We start from the raw sequence: 16,235 nt of genomic DNA, 5'->3' as shown, positions 1-16,235 counted from the left end.
TAAGATCCGTTGCTAACATTTCTCAACTTCCACAAAAGCATCGTAAAAGCCACTGCCTCCGCCCCAATCAGTTGGCTCTTCAGGGGTAAGTATATTGACCGAGCAAGCCTGGCCTTTCACATCGCCGAAACCGCCAAAAGGCATCCACACCACACCTGGCTGCACCCGATCTGAAATGCGGCACTCAGCTGTGATCATTCCTTGCTCGTTGCCGACCTTTACTGTTTCTCCATGACTCAGCTGACGGGCTTTCGCATCGTCCGCATGAAGCTCAATAAAGAGTGTTCCTTCCTTTTGACGATGATGCTCCACATGAGCATAACTGGAATTAAGGAAGTGCAACGTCTTGCCCGTGATCAACTGCAATTGTCTGCCTGAAGCCTGGCGTATCTCTCCACTGGCAGGTAAGGGATCGAGCCCTTTTTCTCGCAACGATTCAGACCATAATGCTGCCTTGCCGGAAGGTGTGGCAAAATCACCGTGAGCAAAAGGTATCCAATCTCGCTCTGGATTTAGCCTGACAAAACCCTCGTTCCAGAGTCGTTCGAAGGTGATGCCACTCATCCACGGATGGTTGGAATTCAATGCGATGCGAAGCAAAGTTTCATCGCTATCAAAGAGCCAGGGTTCGGTTCTTCCCAAAGCTTTAGCGAGACGGCGAAAGAACTCGGTGTTGGAGACAGCTTCACCCAACGGTGCAATAGCCGGTCGGTTTAACGTCAGGTAATGATGTCCCCAAGCGGGAATAATATCGAGGCACTCAATCTGACTGGTCGCAGGCAGAACGTAGTCCGCAAAGCGAGCCGTTTCTGTTATGAAGAGATCATGCACCACGGTGAAGAGATCTTCTCGCCGCAAGCCCTTGATGATTTTTGACTGGTTGGGAATAGTAACCACCGGATTGCAGTTATAGATGCACAAGCTACGAATGGGTGGAGCCAGTTCCTTCGAGCATAAATCTTTGCCAAGGTCTCGCATATTAAGAGTGCGAACGTCTGCTTGGTTCTTCTCTGGCATTAGCACGGCACTATTGTTAAGAGTCGAATACTGGAGCGAATGAGTCGAACGAGCTAGACCGCCACCCCGATGCCGCCAGGCGCCGATCAGGATAGGAAGACATGCCAGCGTGCGAAACATCATCGCTCCATTCCGATGATGTTCAATGCCAATCAACGGACGTAACATCGAAGGAGTGATCGTTGCATACTCTCTCGCGAATCGTTCGATTTCTTCGACTGACAAGCCAGTGATCTGCGTCACTTTGACGGGAGAATACTCTTTCACTCGCTCGACGAGCTGTTCATAACCCTCGGCATAACGTGATACAAAATCATGATCTACCAGATCATCACGGATAATGATGTGCATCATGGCTAACATCAGTGCTGCATCGCTCCCGGGCCTTGGTGCAATATGCCAATCCGCCTGAGCAGCTGTGCGGGTCCTGATGGGGTCAACGACAACGACCTTCGCTCCCCTCTTCCTGGCCTCCAGAATAATCGGCCACAGGTGCAAATTGGTGACAACCGTATTGGTTCCCCAGAGCACGATGTATCGACTGTGCACCAGGTCCTCCGGATCAGCGCCAAACCCATTGCCTTGCGTGGTGGCTAGACCAGTGGCTGCTACTTCGCCACAGATACTTCGCTCGAGTTGGGTGCACCCTAGCAGACCGAATAAGCGCCGATCCAGTGACGCACACTGAATCAGTCCCTGTGTACCAGCTGAGCTATATGGCAAAATGGCCTCTGCACCATTTTCATCCATAGTGCTTAACCAACGGGCAGCGATGTCCTTCAACGCCTCGTCCCAACTCACACGTGTGAATCGACCTTCCCCTTTTGCACCCATGCGTTTGAGTGGATAAAGCACTCGATCGGGATGATATACACGTTCGAGATAATGATTCACCTTGCCGCAGAGCGTACCCCGCGTGAAAGGGTGGTCAGGATCGCCGTACATCCGCTCAGCTTTTCCATCGCGAACTTCAACTTTCCATGAACAGGTATCAGGGCAATCATGTCCGCATGCGCCATGAATTACTGTGAGAGGTTTAGCAGTCATCGAGAGTACCCCCTAGCTTCGGATCGCTACTTCACCCGAGTCCAGTCCATGAACCAACTTTCCTTCCAGGTTTTACCCCCATCGTTGGATCCGGCTTGATACCATCGGCAAGAACTGGGAGTGATTCGATCCCAAACGCCTTTGGAAATCACTTTCTTTCCGTTTTCCATCTCCTCGGCTGAAAAGGTACCAACTCCTTTTTCGAAGTTTCCGGTGAGTCCTGGTGTGGTAAGTACACCACTCTTGGCATTAACCCAATAGTCGTTCCATACTTTCTTCTGAACATCAAGAAGCCGCAAGCCCATACCTGCGAAATGGCGAGCAGGTATTCGCAATTCCTCTATGCTGCAGACTCCCATGAGAATGCTCCAGCATGTGGCTTCTCCGTCGAACTCATCCCATTCTTTCCCGCCAGGCGTTTTCAAGCGACGGTTCTTGATCTTCCACTCGCCAGTAAGGAATTCAAAGTCTCCAGGCTTCCCTTCTGGTTTGCCTTCCAAAAGAACTTCCATCGACGAGTAGGCAGAACAAGCTTGCACAGCCAATCCAGCCGCAAGCGACCCCATTACTAACTGCAACAACTGGCGACGTGGTACGTTGATCATGGACTGTCTTTCTCAAGAGCAAGTTGGTGACATGAGATACCCGGAATATAAGAAGCATATCTGGATCTAGTAAAGCTCCAGAATTGTGAATTATCATGGTACCAGATAGAGAATAGCATGAGTCGCAAGCCGTTACTTTCCATTACTCTCAATCCTACTCTTGGCCGCTCATTGCAGGATCAGCTTTTCTTCGGATTGAAACAACAGATTCAATCAGGCCTCATTGTCACAGGTACTTCTCTCCCATCCAGTCGCGATCTGGCACGCGACTTGGGTGTATCAAGAAACACTGTAATTGCGGCGTATGATCGCCTATCGGGTGAAGGGTATCTGGAGACCAGACCCCGTTCCGGAATCTACGTTACACCGGCAATTGTTGAAGGATATGCTACAAGGCCGAACGCATCAGACAGACATAACAGACTTCATTTCAAGGCTTCTCAAACCATTCTGCATGATCCGATTCCCTTTCGTCCTTGTCAGCCTGATGTTCGACTTTTCCCGCTCACGCTCTGGAACCGGCTTAGGCTTCGTGCCTTACGTAAGTTCAGCACCGGGATCTTACATTATCAATCAGCCCATGCATTGGGCCTCCCGATTCTCCGGCAAGCATTAGCTTTATACCTCCACGAAAGTCGAGGTGTGAACTGCAATTGGGAACAAATCGCAATAACCACAGGTTCACAGCAAGCCATCTATCTGCTTAGCCAGATTCTGCTCAAACCTGGTGATCACGTTTTGCTAGAGAATCCGGGATATCCCGGGGCGCGAGAGGCGTTTCACAAGGCGCGAGCACTGATTCGGCCACTTTCCGTTGATGCCCATGGAGCCTTGCCTCCCAAAAAAATCGAAGCAGCAAAACTGATTTACACAACGCCTTCACGTCAGTTTCCGACAGGTGCTTGTCAGCCTGTGGCTCGCAGAATGGCATTGCTTGAGTTCACGCGAAAAGCAAAAGCCTGGCTGCTCGAAGATGACTACGATTCCGAATTCCGTTATACTCGACCGCCGATGCCGAGCTTGCATAGTCTTGATGTCGCAGGGCGGGTGATCTACCTGGGCACGATGAGTAAAGTGCTCTTCCCTTCACTTCGTATTGGCTATGCAGTGTTGCCTCCAGCACTGATACATCCTTTCGAAACGCTTCGCCTCATCATGGAAGACCACGGCCCATTGATAGATCAAGCGACCCTTGCAGAATTTGTTTACTCTGGTGCTTTCTACACCCATATACGTCGTTGCCGTAAAAACTATGCAGCTAAACTCGCCACATTTCTGAACGCTGCCAGGAAGCACCAACTACCCCTGGACTTCCCGCATATCGATGGCGGGATGAACCTGATGGGTTTCTTCAGAGAAGCCGATGTTAACACCGAAGCTATTTCGGAACGTCTCCGTCAGCAGAGCATTATGGTACCTTCCAGCGATTTTTATTCCATAAAGAAAACCAAACCCGGCCTAGTGTTCGGTTTCACAGCTTTTGATCACAATGTGATTCGCGAAGGGATAGAAAGCGTGGCGCGAGTTATCGCTCGATAAGTTACTATCAAAATTATTGTCGGGATATCAAAACAAAATCTCTCGTCCTAAATAAAGTCTACACGTAAGTAGTAGTAGTCCAGGGGGGTCTGGGGGGATATTGACATGTCAATAACCTCTGGGGTTGTTCAGGCAGCCAGTTCATACATCTCCATTGGAGTGCGTAAGCCCAGGCTCCAGTGCGGTCGTTTGGTGTTATACACCTCCACGGCTCGTTCGACAGCCGTTTGTACATGGTTGACATTGATGAACTCCGCATCCAGGTTGAACTCATCCTTGAGGATGCCGTTGATCCGTTCGGCGATGGCATTCTGGTAACAATGGTCAGCGTCGGTCATGCTCGACTCCATTCCGTGCGACTTCAGCATGGCCAGGTACTCATGACAGCAGTACTGGCAGCCTCGGTCCGAATGATGAATCACGCCTTGACCCGTCACGCCCTGGGACTCCTTCAGCCAGGTCGCCGCTTTTGACAGCGCGATCACCGCTGAGTAATGCGACAAGTCCCGACTTACGTGATACCCCACGATCCGTCTCGTGTACGCATCGCTCACCAGGAACAGGTACGCAAACTTTCGTCCCAACACTCTGAGGTAGGTACAGTCGCAGACCAGCACCTGGTTCGGTTTGTCAATCACCAGCTCCTTGATCCGATTCGGCGCCACCGCATAGCCATGACGCGAATAGGTCGTCTTTTCAAAGCGTTTCTTCACTTTCACCAGACGGTGCTCCCGGCCCAACAAGGCAAACAGATGATCTCGGCCTACCTCCGTGTCGTGACACGTCTTCAGCCGATCCACCAGCTTGCGCGTGCCCATCCGGGGCTGTTCCTGGCGAATCTCGTCAACCAGCTGCAAGATCGCTGCCTCCTCGTTACTGTCATCCCGGCGTCGCCGGAGATGCTTGTAATACGCATCCCGGCTCCGGCCTACCGCCTGGCAGAGCCGTGCGAGGCCGGCGGAGGTTTCCCTTCGAGACTGCTCGACGCCTGCGGCCCAAAAGTTTTTTTTAGATCCACCTTGTACTTCTTGCTGGCCACCTCGATGATCTTCTCGTGCACCAGCAGCTTCAGGTGAGCGTCTGCCAGCGCCTTCTCCAGGGCGGCGATCTTCTCTTCTTCACTCTTCATAACGACCTCAACGATGTCACGCTTGGGTTGATACTTGCCATACTCCTTCAGCCACAGTTGTATGCGACTGACCGTCGTATGCCCACGTGCCGGCGCCTCTCGCAGTGAAAGCTGACCACTTTCGAGTTCTTCTACAATCGCCCGCTTCAACTCCGGGCTAAACGACATCTGTGCGCGTTCCATTCCTACACTCCTTGTTCATAACTCACGGGGAGTGTAGACTCCGGTTAGGACGGGACAACAGCCCATTGTACTACAAATTGCGATTGACTGTTCGCCCCGAAGCAGTCTTTGGGTAACGACACGACCAGTTCCCAACGGCACAAGCATACAAACTAAAACATAGATGTTGTGGGGTCGAATATTACACTGTGGTCATTAGCAGCCCAACATTTTAATTGTTAATACGCAATACGCGTCGGTGTCCCATATGGAAGACGCAACTGGATATTAAGATTTAAAGTTTGGTGGTCTTGCATGTTTGGCAACCTTTTCTAGCAACATTTTATCTTTGGTATCGATTCCTGTAACCTCGATATCACTTCTGACAGGTAATGTTCCAAATAACACTTCAAAGAAGATACATGCTGCGAAGTAAGTCCCAGCCATTGAGGGATGGCTCTTGTCACGGTCATGCAAGACTGGTTTACTGTGCTTAGCTTGGAACCTCTGCCATGCTGTTCCAACTGTGACGACTATCGATTTCAGTTCTTTGCCGATGCTGGTATAGGCTTCTGAAATTGCTTTTTGGGTTTCAGGAAGATGTTGACGTGCCCAAGTCATATAGAGGACTGTTTTTGAACCTGCCCTTTTTATTACTTCATCGAAGAGACGTATATTCTCGTGCATTCTGACTGCATTCTTAATAGGCAAGGTACTTTGCTCCTGAAGCACTACGTAATCGTACTTTCCTGTTTGTATTTCCTGATTGGCTTTACCTGCGTTCCAGTGTGCACGAAGCGATGCGCCACCAGCAAAGATGAGCTTATGTTGCATAGACATGCCACTTGCAGTTGCTAGTTGCGCAATCAGTCCTGGCAAGTCATTGCGGGAAGTGAAGCTGTTGCCGATGAACAGTACGTTGATCGATTTCTGACGTTTTGGTCGAGCCATTTCAGTTCCGATTCTTTTGTATGAGTGCCAGAGTCTTGATTGGATTAACAAGTCCCTGGCGAATGTGTGCTATCTCCTGCCACGGATCGCGCTTCAGCTTGGCTAACCGTTTTGGCAGATTCCTTATTGTGTAATGGCTAGAACTTGGAATCTTGCCCAGTTCCTTCCAGCTAACTGGCACAGAAACCGAAGCATTTGAGCGAACGCGCGGCGAATAGGCAGCTACAGCAGTAGCATCGCGGGCATTTCGCAGGTAATCGATATAGATTTTTCCATGACGTTGTACTTTTGACATATTAGCGATGAAGTGACGGGGATCATATTTGACTATCAAGTGGGCAACTTGACGACAGAAGGATTTGACTTCTTCCCAGTTGTGCCGACGTTCAATGGGAATGACAATATGCAAGCCTTTCCCGCCTGTCGTCTTTACAAAGCTTTTCAGACCTAGTTCCTCCAGTAAGCCTCGAACTTGGTGTGCACTTTCTATGACTATTTTCCAAGGCAATTCTGTGTCAGGATCGAGATCAAAAATCAACCGGTCAGGGTAATCAAGTTTATCAGACCGTGAACCCCAGGCATGCACCTCCAGCGCAGCTACTTGAGCCAACGAGATTAGTCCTTTTACATCTGCAACCACAAAGTACTTCTCAGTTTTCTCTTTGCCTTTTATTGGGATTTGACGAAGCGACTCAGGCGATCCCGGTGCAGGGTGTTTCTGATAAAAACTTTCCTCGTGACGCCCTTCTGGACAGCGAACCAAGACAATGGGGCGATCTGTTAAATGTGGTAGCATCCACTTGGAGACCATTTGATAGTATGCTGCAAGTTCGAGCTTGGAAATGGCATCTTCGGGATACAACATCTTCTCTGGGCTGGTCAGCCGTACCCCAGCAAATTCCTGATTCTTCGTATCATACTTTTCCATGCTGGTCGTCAGGTCTTTAGGGATTTGCAGCTTGCGCCTTTTCACTGGCTTGTTAGACGACTGCGTTGCCTTCCCCAACTTAGACGACCAAACATCTTCTTGTTCCGACGCTATCTCTGCAAGACTCCGTCCTGTCAAAACACTACGTGATGATTCAAGTAGCACATCACCTTTCTCAGACGGTTGTGATTCACTGTCCCTTTCCTTAAAGAGTAGCCATTGAGGTTTACTGCTCTCACCCTGGCTACGATTGGTACGCAGCAACATCCAATTACCACGGAGTTTCTCACCGTTAAGCTTGAACTTTAGCCGCCCGGTTTTGAAGTCTTCCTGAGTATCTCCAAGTGGCTCCCAGGTGCCTCGATCCCATACCATCACTGTTCCGCCCCCATACTCACCCTTGGGAATGATCCCCTCAAAGGAACCGTATTCAATGGGATGATCTTCTACTTGCACAGCTAATCGTTTGATGTTGTGGTCTAGACTGGGGCCTTTAGGTACTGCCCAACTCTTGAGAACCCCATCCAACTCCAGCCGGAAATCATAATGCAGGTTACGGGCATCGTGCTTCTGCACGACAAAACTTCGGCCTTTCTTAGTAGACTTCTTGCCAGCCGGTTCGGGAGTACGGGCAAAATGACGCTTATTTTGATATTCTTGCAGTCCCATTCGACGTTACCAAAGTAAATAAGGCATGCGGAGTATGCAGGTCATAAGGGGAGCAATTAAGACAAATCACCCTACCAGCCGATGAAACCCCTTGCAAGCAGTTGAACAAAAAATGACAATGAAGTGGGAATAATAAAGATGCACGGAGGTGCTTATCATGGGGAACTGGCATGGCACCTCGTTCGACTTGGAAGGGTTTTCTCAAGCTTAGTTTAATCTCGTTGCCTGTTAAAGCATTCAACGCAACTTCAAGCGACACAAATGAAGTACGGTTCAATCAATTGCATGCTGAGTGCAACAGCCGGATTCAATACAAGAAGTGGTGTCCGATTCACAACGAGATTTCTCATAGTGAAATAGTTTCGGGTTATGAGTATGCCAAAGGGCAGTACGTCATTGTCGATACGGATGAACTTGAAAAGCTTCGTTCCGAGAATGACAAAGCAATCAAAATAGAGACCTTTGTGTCACAGAATGCTATTGATCCGGTTTTCTATAGCGACAAAACCTATTACCTCGTTCCCGATGGGCCTATAGGCGAAAAGCCCTATGTCCTCCTTCAAAAGGGAATGGTAGACGAAAAACGCTATGCAATTGCCCAGGTTGTATTGAATAAGAAAGAGCAGTTAGTTCTTCTTCGCCCGATGGATCGCCTGATTGCTATGACAGTTTTGAACTATGCGAACGAAATTAACAGTACCTCAACTTTTGATGATGAAGTTCCCAAGCTTGACACGTCAAAAGAAGAAACCAACTTGATGAGAACAGTGATAGGCTCAACAACCGACAAGAAGTTTGATTTCACCAAATACAAAGATGTCTATGCAGAAAAACTGATTCAGCTTGTTGAAGCTAAGGTTGCTGGCAAGGAAATAGTTTCAACACCGCAACCTGAAGAAACTCAGGTTATCAATTTGATGGATGCGCTCCGGCAAAGTGTGGCTAAGGCAACAGGGGGCAAGGTCGAAAAGGCTGTGTCGAAACCACCAAGGAAGATGGCTGAAAGTACCAAAGGGAAAACCAAGGAACTTCGCAGAAAATCGTCGTAGCATTTAATGAAGCAACGATTCGATCAAATACTTCCCGCTTTTATTTCCCCGATGTTGGCCAAATCGGGGAAACCATTTGATTCCGAAGATTTCCTGTTTGAGATAAAGTGGGACGGAACACGGACGCTTGCATTCAGTGAACGCAAGACGCTAAGACTCGTCAATCGACGCCGCCTAGACATGACAGATCGTTATCCAGAGTTATCGTTTCTCAAAGACCTTCCTGGCGGCACTATTCTCGATGGTGAAATAGTTGTATTGCATGAGGGAAAATCTGACTTTGGGATGCTCCAATCCCGTGAGCAGTCACGTTCGCCATTCAAGATTAAGCTGCTATCACGGTCTTCACCTGCAACCTACATGGTGTTCGATTTACTGTATTTAGACCATCAATCTTTACTGCACCAGCCATTGTATCAACGACGCGAGTGTCTGAAGGAACTCGTCAACGAATATGGTCAGGGCAGAATGCTGCTTTCCTCATCAATAGAAGGAAAGAATGGAACAGCACTTTTCGCTGAAGCGTGCAGCCGAGGTCTGGAAGGACTCATTGCCAAGCGCGCCAACAGCACATACCAGCCGGGTAAAAGGTCTGGCGACTGGGTTAAGATCAAACGCGCTGAAATTCTTGACTGCGTGATTATTGGCTTTCTTCCATCAGGCAAAGACGACTTCCGCAGTTTGATCCTTGCATCCTTAAGTGATGGGAAGCTAAAATGCGTAGGCAAAGTAGGTACAGGATTCGATACGAAACTTCGGAAGAAGCTAAATCGTTGGCTTCGAGGTAATCTGAGAGCGAAGCCGATCATCCCTTGTAAGATAAAAGGTGTATGGGTTGATCCTGGCCTTTATTGCAAAATCACTTGCATGGAAAGAACAGCAGGAGGCGAATTGCGAGCGCCTGCCTTTGTGGAGTTAATCGAGGAATGACAAGCATGGATAGCTCGACTAACAGTGATTGGCTTAAAGGAAGACAAGTTGCATTTGCTGGCAAACTTGCATCCATGAGCCGCGCTGAAGCCGCGCAGATTGTCAAAACCTGTGGTGGCACGGTTGTTCCGGCAGTCAGTGAACAAACAGATTATGTCGTGGTCGGCCAGGAAAGCGAATTATTGACCACTGCAGGCAAACCCACCGCTCAGATTAGAACTGTACAACGGTTGCAAAAGCTGGGAGCAACAATTGATACGGTCTCTGAGGAAGAGTTTCTTAAACGCTCTGGGTTAGACTCTTTTGTTCAAACTGTCCATCAGCTTTACACTGGTGTGCAAATATCTCGTTTTCTCAAAATTGCTCCTGACAAGTTTGCTCGCTGGGTTCGGCATGGTTTAGTTGAACCAGTTGAAACGAAACATGGCGTTTCCTTTTATGACTTTCAACAGGTTTCCTGGGCAAAGACACTAAGTAATCTGACGACAGCTGGTGTTAAACCGGAGCGAATACGTCAAAGCCTACGACAATTGAAGGGTTGGCTCACTTCTGGTGACCCTGCAGCACAGTTAGGATTGCTAGAGCTGAACGGTCGTTTGATGATTCGACTTCGGAATGGACAATTAGCCGAAACACATGGGCAACCACTGCTCGATTTTGGAGAACACCCAGAAAACAAAATCATTCAGACTTCCAACCCTGTTAAATCGGCACAAGATTGGTTTACAACAGGTTTGGCTCTCGAAGAACAGGAAAAGTACGCGGAAGCCAGCGATGCATACCTTCAATCACTCATTACTGGTGGCCCTGATGCTGTAACATGTTTCAACCTTGCCAATGTACACCACAAACTGGGACAAAAAGAACGGGCTGCAGAACGTTATCATCAAGTTGTCGAGATCGATCCAGAGTTTGCAGAAGCCTGGAGCAACCTGGGAAATGTTCTGGCCGAACTAGGGCACATTGAGCAAGCTGTAGCAGCAATGAAGCAAGCAGTGGGAATTGATCCAGCCTGTTCAAGTTATCGCTACAATCTAGCTGATTTGCTTGATGAAAATGGGGAAATAGACCAAGCTCAAACACATTGGCGTACATATCTACAACTTGAAAATACTGGAGAGTATGCCGATTACGCCAGAAGGCGAATTGCCAGTTCAGATTGATAGTTAACTTACTTTCTTGATGATCCCTCTGCCTCCCCCAATCCATTTCTAGGAAAACGGCTGCAAATGCTTCAGCCTGGGCTGCGCAATCCTTCAGTTTTTTGTTTGCCGTCGCTCTGTCTCCGGGTGCGTGCTGGCTTCACAATGATGGTTGCAAGGCAGGATGACAGTTAGAGCATGAAGGAGGAAAGGGAGGAGGGAGCGGGAAATAATTATTTCAGGTGCTATCAGAATCACAAAATCACTTACAAAGCGACAATTTCTAATTGCAACAACCTGCGAGTTGTCACGATAATTTGTCAATCCAGAATAGCATGCTTGAGGCAATCATGGTTGACCCATCTAAAGCTTCGATACCAAATATTTCTTCATCACTTCCTATTGGAGATAGCATATTACGAGCGTTGGCAGCCACGACACCGCAGTTGCCTCAAATACAGTTACCTGAAGCTGGCCAATCAACTACATCAGAAACGCCATTATCTCCATCAAAACTCCCAGAACATAGATATAAACTCGAAGGAGAAATAGCCCGTGGTGGCATGGGCGCCGTGCTTCGTGGTCGCGATGAAGATTTGGGACGCGAGATTGCAGTTAAGGTGATGCTTCAGAATCACGCAGGCAAGACGGAACTTCTACAACGGTTTGTCGAAGAAGCGCAAATTGCTGGCCAGTTACAACACCCTGGCATCACCCCCGTATATGAATTAGGACAGTTTCCAGATCAACGACCTTACTTCACCATGAAGCTTATACGAGGACAGACACTTGCAAAATTACTGAAGGAGCGTAGCGATCCATCGTGTGAGCGATCACGTTTTCTCAAAATCTTTGAACAGGTCTGCCAGACGATGGCCTATGCCCATGCACGCAAGGTGATTCACCGCGATTTGAAGCCACAGAACATTATGGTTGGCGCATTTGGTGAAGTGCAGGTGATGGACTGGGGACTGGCAAAAGTACTACTATCATCCGCGGAACGCAATAAAGAATCTGTTCATCGGCCCGAGATACGTGCATCTTCCGAAGGCTCCGTTCAGACAAAACGCAGTAGCGGCAACTCTACCGACATCCCCAACACCCAGGCCGGCTCTGTCTTGGGCACACCAGCTTACATGGCTCCCGAACAAGCACGGGCAGAAGTTGATCAACTTGACGAGTGTGCCGACGTGTTTGGATTGGGTGCTATTCTCTGCGAAATTCTTACCGGTAAACCGCCATATGTGGGCGAGAACGGCTTAGAGATTTACCGCCAGGCTGTTGATGCTGATCTGGCTGAAGCCTACCATCGATTGCAAACCTGCGGAGCTGACGATGAACTCATCACATTGGCCAAGTGCTGCCTGTCGGTTAATCGTGACGACCGACCCCGTGATGGGAGCGAACTGACAAAGGAATTGACCGGTTATCTTCTTTCAGTGGAAGAACGTTTGAAGCAAGCCGAATTAACCGCGGTAAAGGCAACGACGAAGGCGGAAGAGGAGAGCAAACGACGACGTGTGACATTCCGGCTCGCTGCAGGAATACTGCTGACACTCCTGGCAGGGCTCGCGGGCAGTTTATGGCAGATGCGTCGGGCGATGGATGCGGAGGAGTCAGCGCGGAACAATGAATCTACCGCCAAGAAAGAAAGAGATGAAAAGGAAGTACAGCGTAATAAAGCGGAACAACGATTACACCAGGTCGAAAAGGGTACCGCTCTGTTTGCAGAACTCTTAAACGGTATCAATCCCAGGTCCGAAGTGAAAGGTGGACCTCCACTCTATCAACAACTGCTGGCCCGTGCTGAGCAGGCAGCAGACCAATTACAACCTGAACTCATTGCTGACCCACTGGTCATTGCACGTTTGCAGGTACTTCTAGGCAACACACTGATCAATCTGGGAAATTCGAAGAAAGCTGAAGTAATATTGCGAAATGCAATACCTGTATTGGCAGCAGAAGGAGCTGGATATGATGATGAGAAAATCATCGCAAGAACATATCTGGCTGATGCGTATCGCATGCAGGGTCGCATTCACGATGCGATCGAGGAGTATCGGTCCATCAGGAAATCCGGTTTGCAGAATATGCCTCGAGGGAATGAACTGAATAGACACATTTTGAATAATCTTGCCATACTGTACAGAGAGGCGGGCAATTATCAGGATGCCTTGTCTATTTATGAGCAATTGTGTGACCCAAATGTCAATATGAAGCTTCTGGATCAGGAGGAAATATTAGTGTACGCCAATCTATCTATGACATATCTCGCTATGGGTAGGATTCAACAGGCACTCGACCTGGCAGAAAAAGTCGATGCCTTTTTTAGCGACAAGCTGGGACTGACACATATCGATACGCTAACCAGTAAGAATAATCTGGCAGGGATCTATACCGCAACGGGAAAATACGGTAAGGCACTACAGATAATGAAAGAGATGGTTGAAGTTCAAGAAAAAAAATTTGGTAAGACTGGTTACAATACTCTTATTTGTAAAAACAATCTGGCAGGTATTTATGATGAAATCGGACAATCTGATAAAAGCTTCCCTTTATTCCAAGACATCTGCAAGACTTATGAAACAACTTACAGCGAAGATCATCCAGAACGAATGCGTGCGCTGAGCAATCTGGGCGTCGCCTTTTACAATTCTCGAAGATATCCAGAAGCAATCTCAAATTTGACAAAAGTCGGTGAATTGCAAAAAAGAAAACTGGGGGAGCAACACCCAGATACGCTCGCTACGTTAAGCAGTCTTGCCAGGGCACTTCGTGCCAGTGGAAAAGTACCACAGGCCATTGAGCTCTTTGAAAGTGTTCTTGAAATGCAGACAAGGATACTTGGTGAAAATCATACTAATACCCTTCAAACAATTAATAACCTCGCTGAAGCGTATCGAAATGCAGGTCAACCCGCGAAAACACTGAAATTGCTGGAGAAAGCAGTTTCTGCTCAGGTGAATAACTTTGGGTCCAGTCATCCTGATACTTTGACTATCCAGGGTAATTTGTCCTCTGCTTATCGATATGCAGGCAGGCTCCACGAAGCTGTGGAACTCATCGAGAAAACTGCATTAGAACTTGAAAGGCAACGGTATCAGCATCGTTTTGCGAAAAACATATTGCAAGATGCAGTTGAAATCAATGAAGCGGATAACCAATTTCCAAAGGCTGAGGAATGGAAACGAAAATTAGTACAGTTTATTAAGAAGCGTGATGGTGAATCTTCGCCAACGTACATCAGTGAACTAGCTGGCCTTGCACTTAACCTGCTTTATCAAAAAAAATGGATCGATGCTGAAGCCACCGCCCGTGAAGCTCTGAACTTTCGCCAGAAAAAAGAACCCGATGCCTGGACCACCTTCAACACTCAAGTCCTCCTCGGCGCAGCTCTCCTCGGCCAAAAGAAATATGCCGATGCCGAACCACTGATTCTCACAGGCTACGAAGGCATGAAGCAGCGCGAAGCCAAAATTCCCCAACTTGTCAAAGTCCGAATTTCCGAAGCCCTCGACCGCCTCATCCAACTCTACACTGAATCCAATAATCCCGATGAAGCAAAGAAGTGGCAGGCAGAGAAGGAGAAACTGCAGAAATTAGCACCTGTCAAGAAATAATTATGGTAGTAAAAGCTTCCACTTCTTTCTCTGCCTTCCCCAATCTATCTCCAGAAAAATCGACTGCAGTTTCTTCAGCTTGATCGGACCATGCCCACTCATAGTCTAGGACGGGAACAGTAACTGCTCTTGAGTAACCGGTGTCAACAGTAGCAGGTTCATGATCTGGCTGATTCGCACTCGGCCTGCGCTCAATGTACGACAGTGTGATTGTGGCAAGGGGAGAAAGGAGCCAAGTGTCGAATTTGCCCAATCCGATCCAATTAATTTCAATCTACAATTGGCATCTGCAACCAAGGGAGAAGCCATCCGTTGGTTACAGGTTTAATCATCTGCTCTCTAGTTGTATTTCCCTGATACGCTGGTTTTGTCCCCTTCGGTGTCACCAGGTTAACCCTGACACTTTTCGTTCTTTTCGTGACAATTACGCATCTGTCGCATCGTGATTATCAGACTCACAACCAAGGCTTTCTACGACCAGTGGTTTGATGTAATACTCTTCAGGAAACGGCACAGAACTTTTTGAGGAGTGTAGACATAGATACTCAATCTGTGACAGCTATAAGTCAAGCAGGCTTATTTGGCCCGGTTAGTGCTATGTCACCTATCTTGGTTGTCTCGAAGCTTATCGCACATGCAAGGGTGCACCAACGATAACAAGATTCTTTATGTGTTATGTGGTGTTGAATTGCCCTTAAGACGAATATGCTATTTCCTCCCGTTGTCGTTTTCGCCACAAATAGAACGTGGCACAAAGTCCAGTAGTGATAATGAGTAGATACGTAGTTGGCTCAGGCACTGCATAAGTTACAGATAATTCGACGCCAACATAATCTCCGACACCATCGCCTGTTGCTTGAAATGACAATTCCAAAACATCCCCTCCATTTACTGACAGATTATTTAACAGTCCACCCGAACCATTATCGAAATTGAATGGATTAGAACGATCATAAATATCACCTGAAGCAATACTACCTGAAGACAATAGGTTGCCATTAACCCGTAAAAACCAGTCATTTGAGCGGTCGATTTCACGAATCATCCAAACACCTCCATTGATGTCGATGATTCCGGAAGTAGGGCTGGTCCATACTACGTTTGTTAGGTTAGTCGGAACTGTATGAGTAACCACATCGCCAATTTGAGAATCTAATCCAGAACCATTTGATTGTGTTTTAAGCCAGAGCGCTGGTGGACTACCTAACCATGCGGGTTGTGCCAGATCGAAATCACCCGCTGGATATGTGCCACTTGATAAAACGCTATTGCCTTGTCGATAGCTCCAAACACCATTCGGATTATTTATATCGCTCCAATCGTTTCGAAGATCATAGGTTTGAGCATGGATCGGATATGTTACTTCCAAGAAAACCAGAACAATCAAGGCAAATCGGGCAATTGTAAAGAACAGCTTGAACATGATACTCATCTCCAGGTAATGAAC

11 protein-coding genes are annotated in these 16,235 nt (G+C 47.9%); 5 read left to right on the top strand and 6 right to left on the bottom strand.

Features of this window, described 5'->3' with window-relative positions:
• Nucleotides 1-12: 12 nt before the first annotated feature.
• Together JNJ77_11400 and JNJ77_11395 are read right to left on the bottom strand one after the other, a co-directional pair.
• Nucleotides 13-2,064, bottom strand: a complete 2,052-nt coding sequence (locus JNJ77_11400; protein ID MBL8823185.1) for a molybdopterin-dependent oxidoreductase — start codon at nucleotides 2,062-2,064, stop codon at nucleotides 13-15.
• A 26-nt stretch (nucleotides 2,065-2,090) separates the two neighbouring features.
• The gene (locus JNJ77_11395) at nucleotides 2,091-2,669 is read right to left on the bottom strand and encodes a hypothetical protein (GenBank protein ID MBL8823184.1); all 579 of its coding nucleotides are present in this window, start codon (nucleotides 2,667-2,669) and stop codon (nucleotides 2,091-2,093) included.
• Between the two features lie 117 nt (nucleotides 2,670-2,786).
• On the opposite strand from JNJ77_11395, the gene JNJ77_11390 reads away from it, so the two are divergent.
• On the top strand, nucleotides 2,787-4,208 hold the full coding sequence (locus JNJ77_11390; protein ID MBL8823183.1) for a PLP-dependent aminotransferase family protein: 1,422 nt from the start codon (nucleotides 2,787-2,789) through the stop codon (nucleotides 4,206-4,208).
• Between the two features lie 128 nt (nucleotides 4,209-4,336).
• On the opposite strand, the gene JNJ77_11385 is transcribed toward JNJ77_11390, so the two are convergent.
• The 3 genes from JNJ77_11385 to ligD (JNJ77_11375) all read right to left on the bottom strand — a co-directional run bounded on the left by JNJ77_11385 (nucleotide 4,337) and on the right by ligD (JNJ77_11375) (nucleotide 8,047).
• Nucleotides 4,337-5,520 (bottom strand): IS3 family transposase gene (locus tag JNJ77_11385; GenBank protein MBL8823182.1). Its coding sequence is split into 2 segments (ribosomal slippage): nucleotides 4,337-5,211 and nucleotides 5,211-5,520, totalling 1,185 coding nucleotides; the frame shifts between segments, so codons are not numbered across the junction.
• 267 nt (nucleotides 5,521-5,787) lie between these two features.
• The gene (locus JNJ77_11380; protein MBL8823181.1) at nucleotides 5,788-6,450 is read right to left on the bottom strand and encodes a hypothetical protein; all 663 of its coding nucleotides are present in this window, start codon (nucleotides 6,448-6,450) and stop codon (nucleotides 5,788-5,790) included.
• 1 nt (nucleotide 6,451) lies between these two features.
• Complete coding sequence (gene ligD / locus JNJ77_11375) at nucleotides 6,452-8,047, bottom strand: non-homologous end-joining DNA ligase (GenBank protein MBL8823180.1); 1,596 nt, start codon at nucleotides 8,045-8,047, stop codon at nucleotides 6,452-6,454.
• Nucleotides 8,048-8,217: 170 nt separating this feature from the next.
• Between ligD (JNJ77_11375) and JNJ77_11370 the strand changes: the two genes are divergently transcribed.
• The 4 genes from JNJ77_11370 to JNJ77_11355 all read left to right on the top strand — a co-directional run bounded on the left by JNJ77_11370 (nucleotide 8,218) and on the right by JNJ77_11355 (nucleotide 14,788).
• Nucleotides 8,218-9,096, top strand: coding sequence for a Ku protein (locus JNJ77_11370; protein ID MBL8823179.1), 879 nt, complete (start codon nucleotides 8,218-8,220; stop codon nucleotides 9,094-9,096).
• A 6-nt stretch (nucleotides 9,097-9,102) separates the two neighbouring features.
• Nucleotides 9,103-10,026 carry a non-homologous end-joining DNA ligase gene (gene ligD / locus JNJ77_11365; protein ID MBL8823178.1) on the top strand — a complete coding sequence of 308 codons (924 nt, stop codon included), beginning with the start codon at nucleotides 9,103-9,105 and terminating at the stop codon, nucleotides 10,024-10,026.
• Nucleotides 10,027-10,031: 5 nt separating this feature from the next.
• Nucleotides 10,032-11,189, top strand: a complete 1,158-nt coding sequence (locus JNJ77_11360; protein MBL8823177.1) for a tetratricopeptide repeat protein — start codon at nucleotides 10,032-10,034, stop codon at nucleotides 11,187-11,189.
• A gap of 329 nt (nucleotides 11,190-11,518) precedes the next feature.
• A complete protein-coding gene (locus JNJ77_11355; protein ID MBL8823176.1) occupies nucleotides 11,519-14,788 on the top strand; it encodes a serine/threonine protein kinase in 3,270 nt (1,089 codons plus the stop codon).
• Nucleotides 14,789-15,482: 694 nt separating this feature from the next.
• Here the strand turns inward: JNJ77_11355 and JNJ77_11350 are convergent.
• Nucleotides 15,483-16,211 (bottom strand): PEP-CTERM sorting domain-containing protein, encoded by a 729-nt coding sequence (locus tag JNJ77_11350; protein MBL8823175.1) that lies wholly within the window; start codon nucleotides 16,209-16,211, stop codon nucleotides 15,483-15,485.
• Nucleotides 16,212-16,235 lie beyond the last annotated feature (24 nt).

It is taken from the genome of Planctomycetia bacterium, from assembly GCA_016795155.1.
Classification (GTDB): Bacteria; Planctomycetota; Planctomycetia; order Gemmatales; family HRBIN36; genus JAEUIE01.
Note: the sequence above shows the minus strand (reverse complement) of the source record. Positions and strands in the feature narration are given on the sequence as shown.

Bases quoted from the DNA above. Each gene is read 5' to 3' on its own strand.
- JNJ77_11400 (MBL8823185.1), bottom strand. From the start codon at position 2,064: ATGACTGCTAAACCTCTCACAGTAATTCATGGCGCATGCGGACATGAT.
- JNJ77_11395 (MBL8823184.1), bottom strand. From the start codon at position 2,669: ATGATCAACGTACCACGTCGCCAGTTGTTGCAGTTAGTAATGGGGTCG.
- JNJ77_11390 (MBL8823183.1), top strand. From the start codon at position 2,787: ATGAGTCGCAAGCCGTTACTTTCCATTACTCTCAATCCTACTCTTGGC.
- JNJ77_11380 (MBL8823181.1), bottom strand. From the start codon at position 6,450: ATGGCTCGACCAAAACGTCAGAAATCGATCAACGTACTGTTCATCGGC.
- ligD (MBL8823180.1), bottom strand. From the start codon at position 8,047: ATGGGACTGCAAGAATATCAAAATAAGCGTCATTTTGCCCGTACTCCC.
- JNJ77_11370 (MBL8823179.1), top strand. From the start codon at position 8,218: ATGGCACCTCGTTCGACTTGGAAGGGTTTTCTCAAGCTTAGTTTAATC.
- ligD (MBL8823178.1), top strand. From the start codon at position 9,103: ATGAAGCAACGATTCGATCAAATACTTCCCGCTTTTATTTCCCCGATG.
- JNJ77_11360 (MBL8823177.1), top strand. From the start codon at position 10,032: ATGGATAGCTCGACTAACAGTGATTGGCTTAAAGGAAGACAAGTTGCA.
- JNJ77_11355 (MBL8823176.1), top strand. From the start codon at position 11,519: ATGGTTGACCCATCTAAAGCTTCGATACCAAATATTTCTTCATCACTT.
- JNJ77_11350 (MBL8823175.1), bottom strand. From the start codon at position 16,211: ATGTTCAAGCTGTTCTTTACAATTGCCCGATTTGCCTTGATTGTTCTG.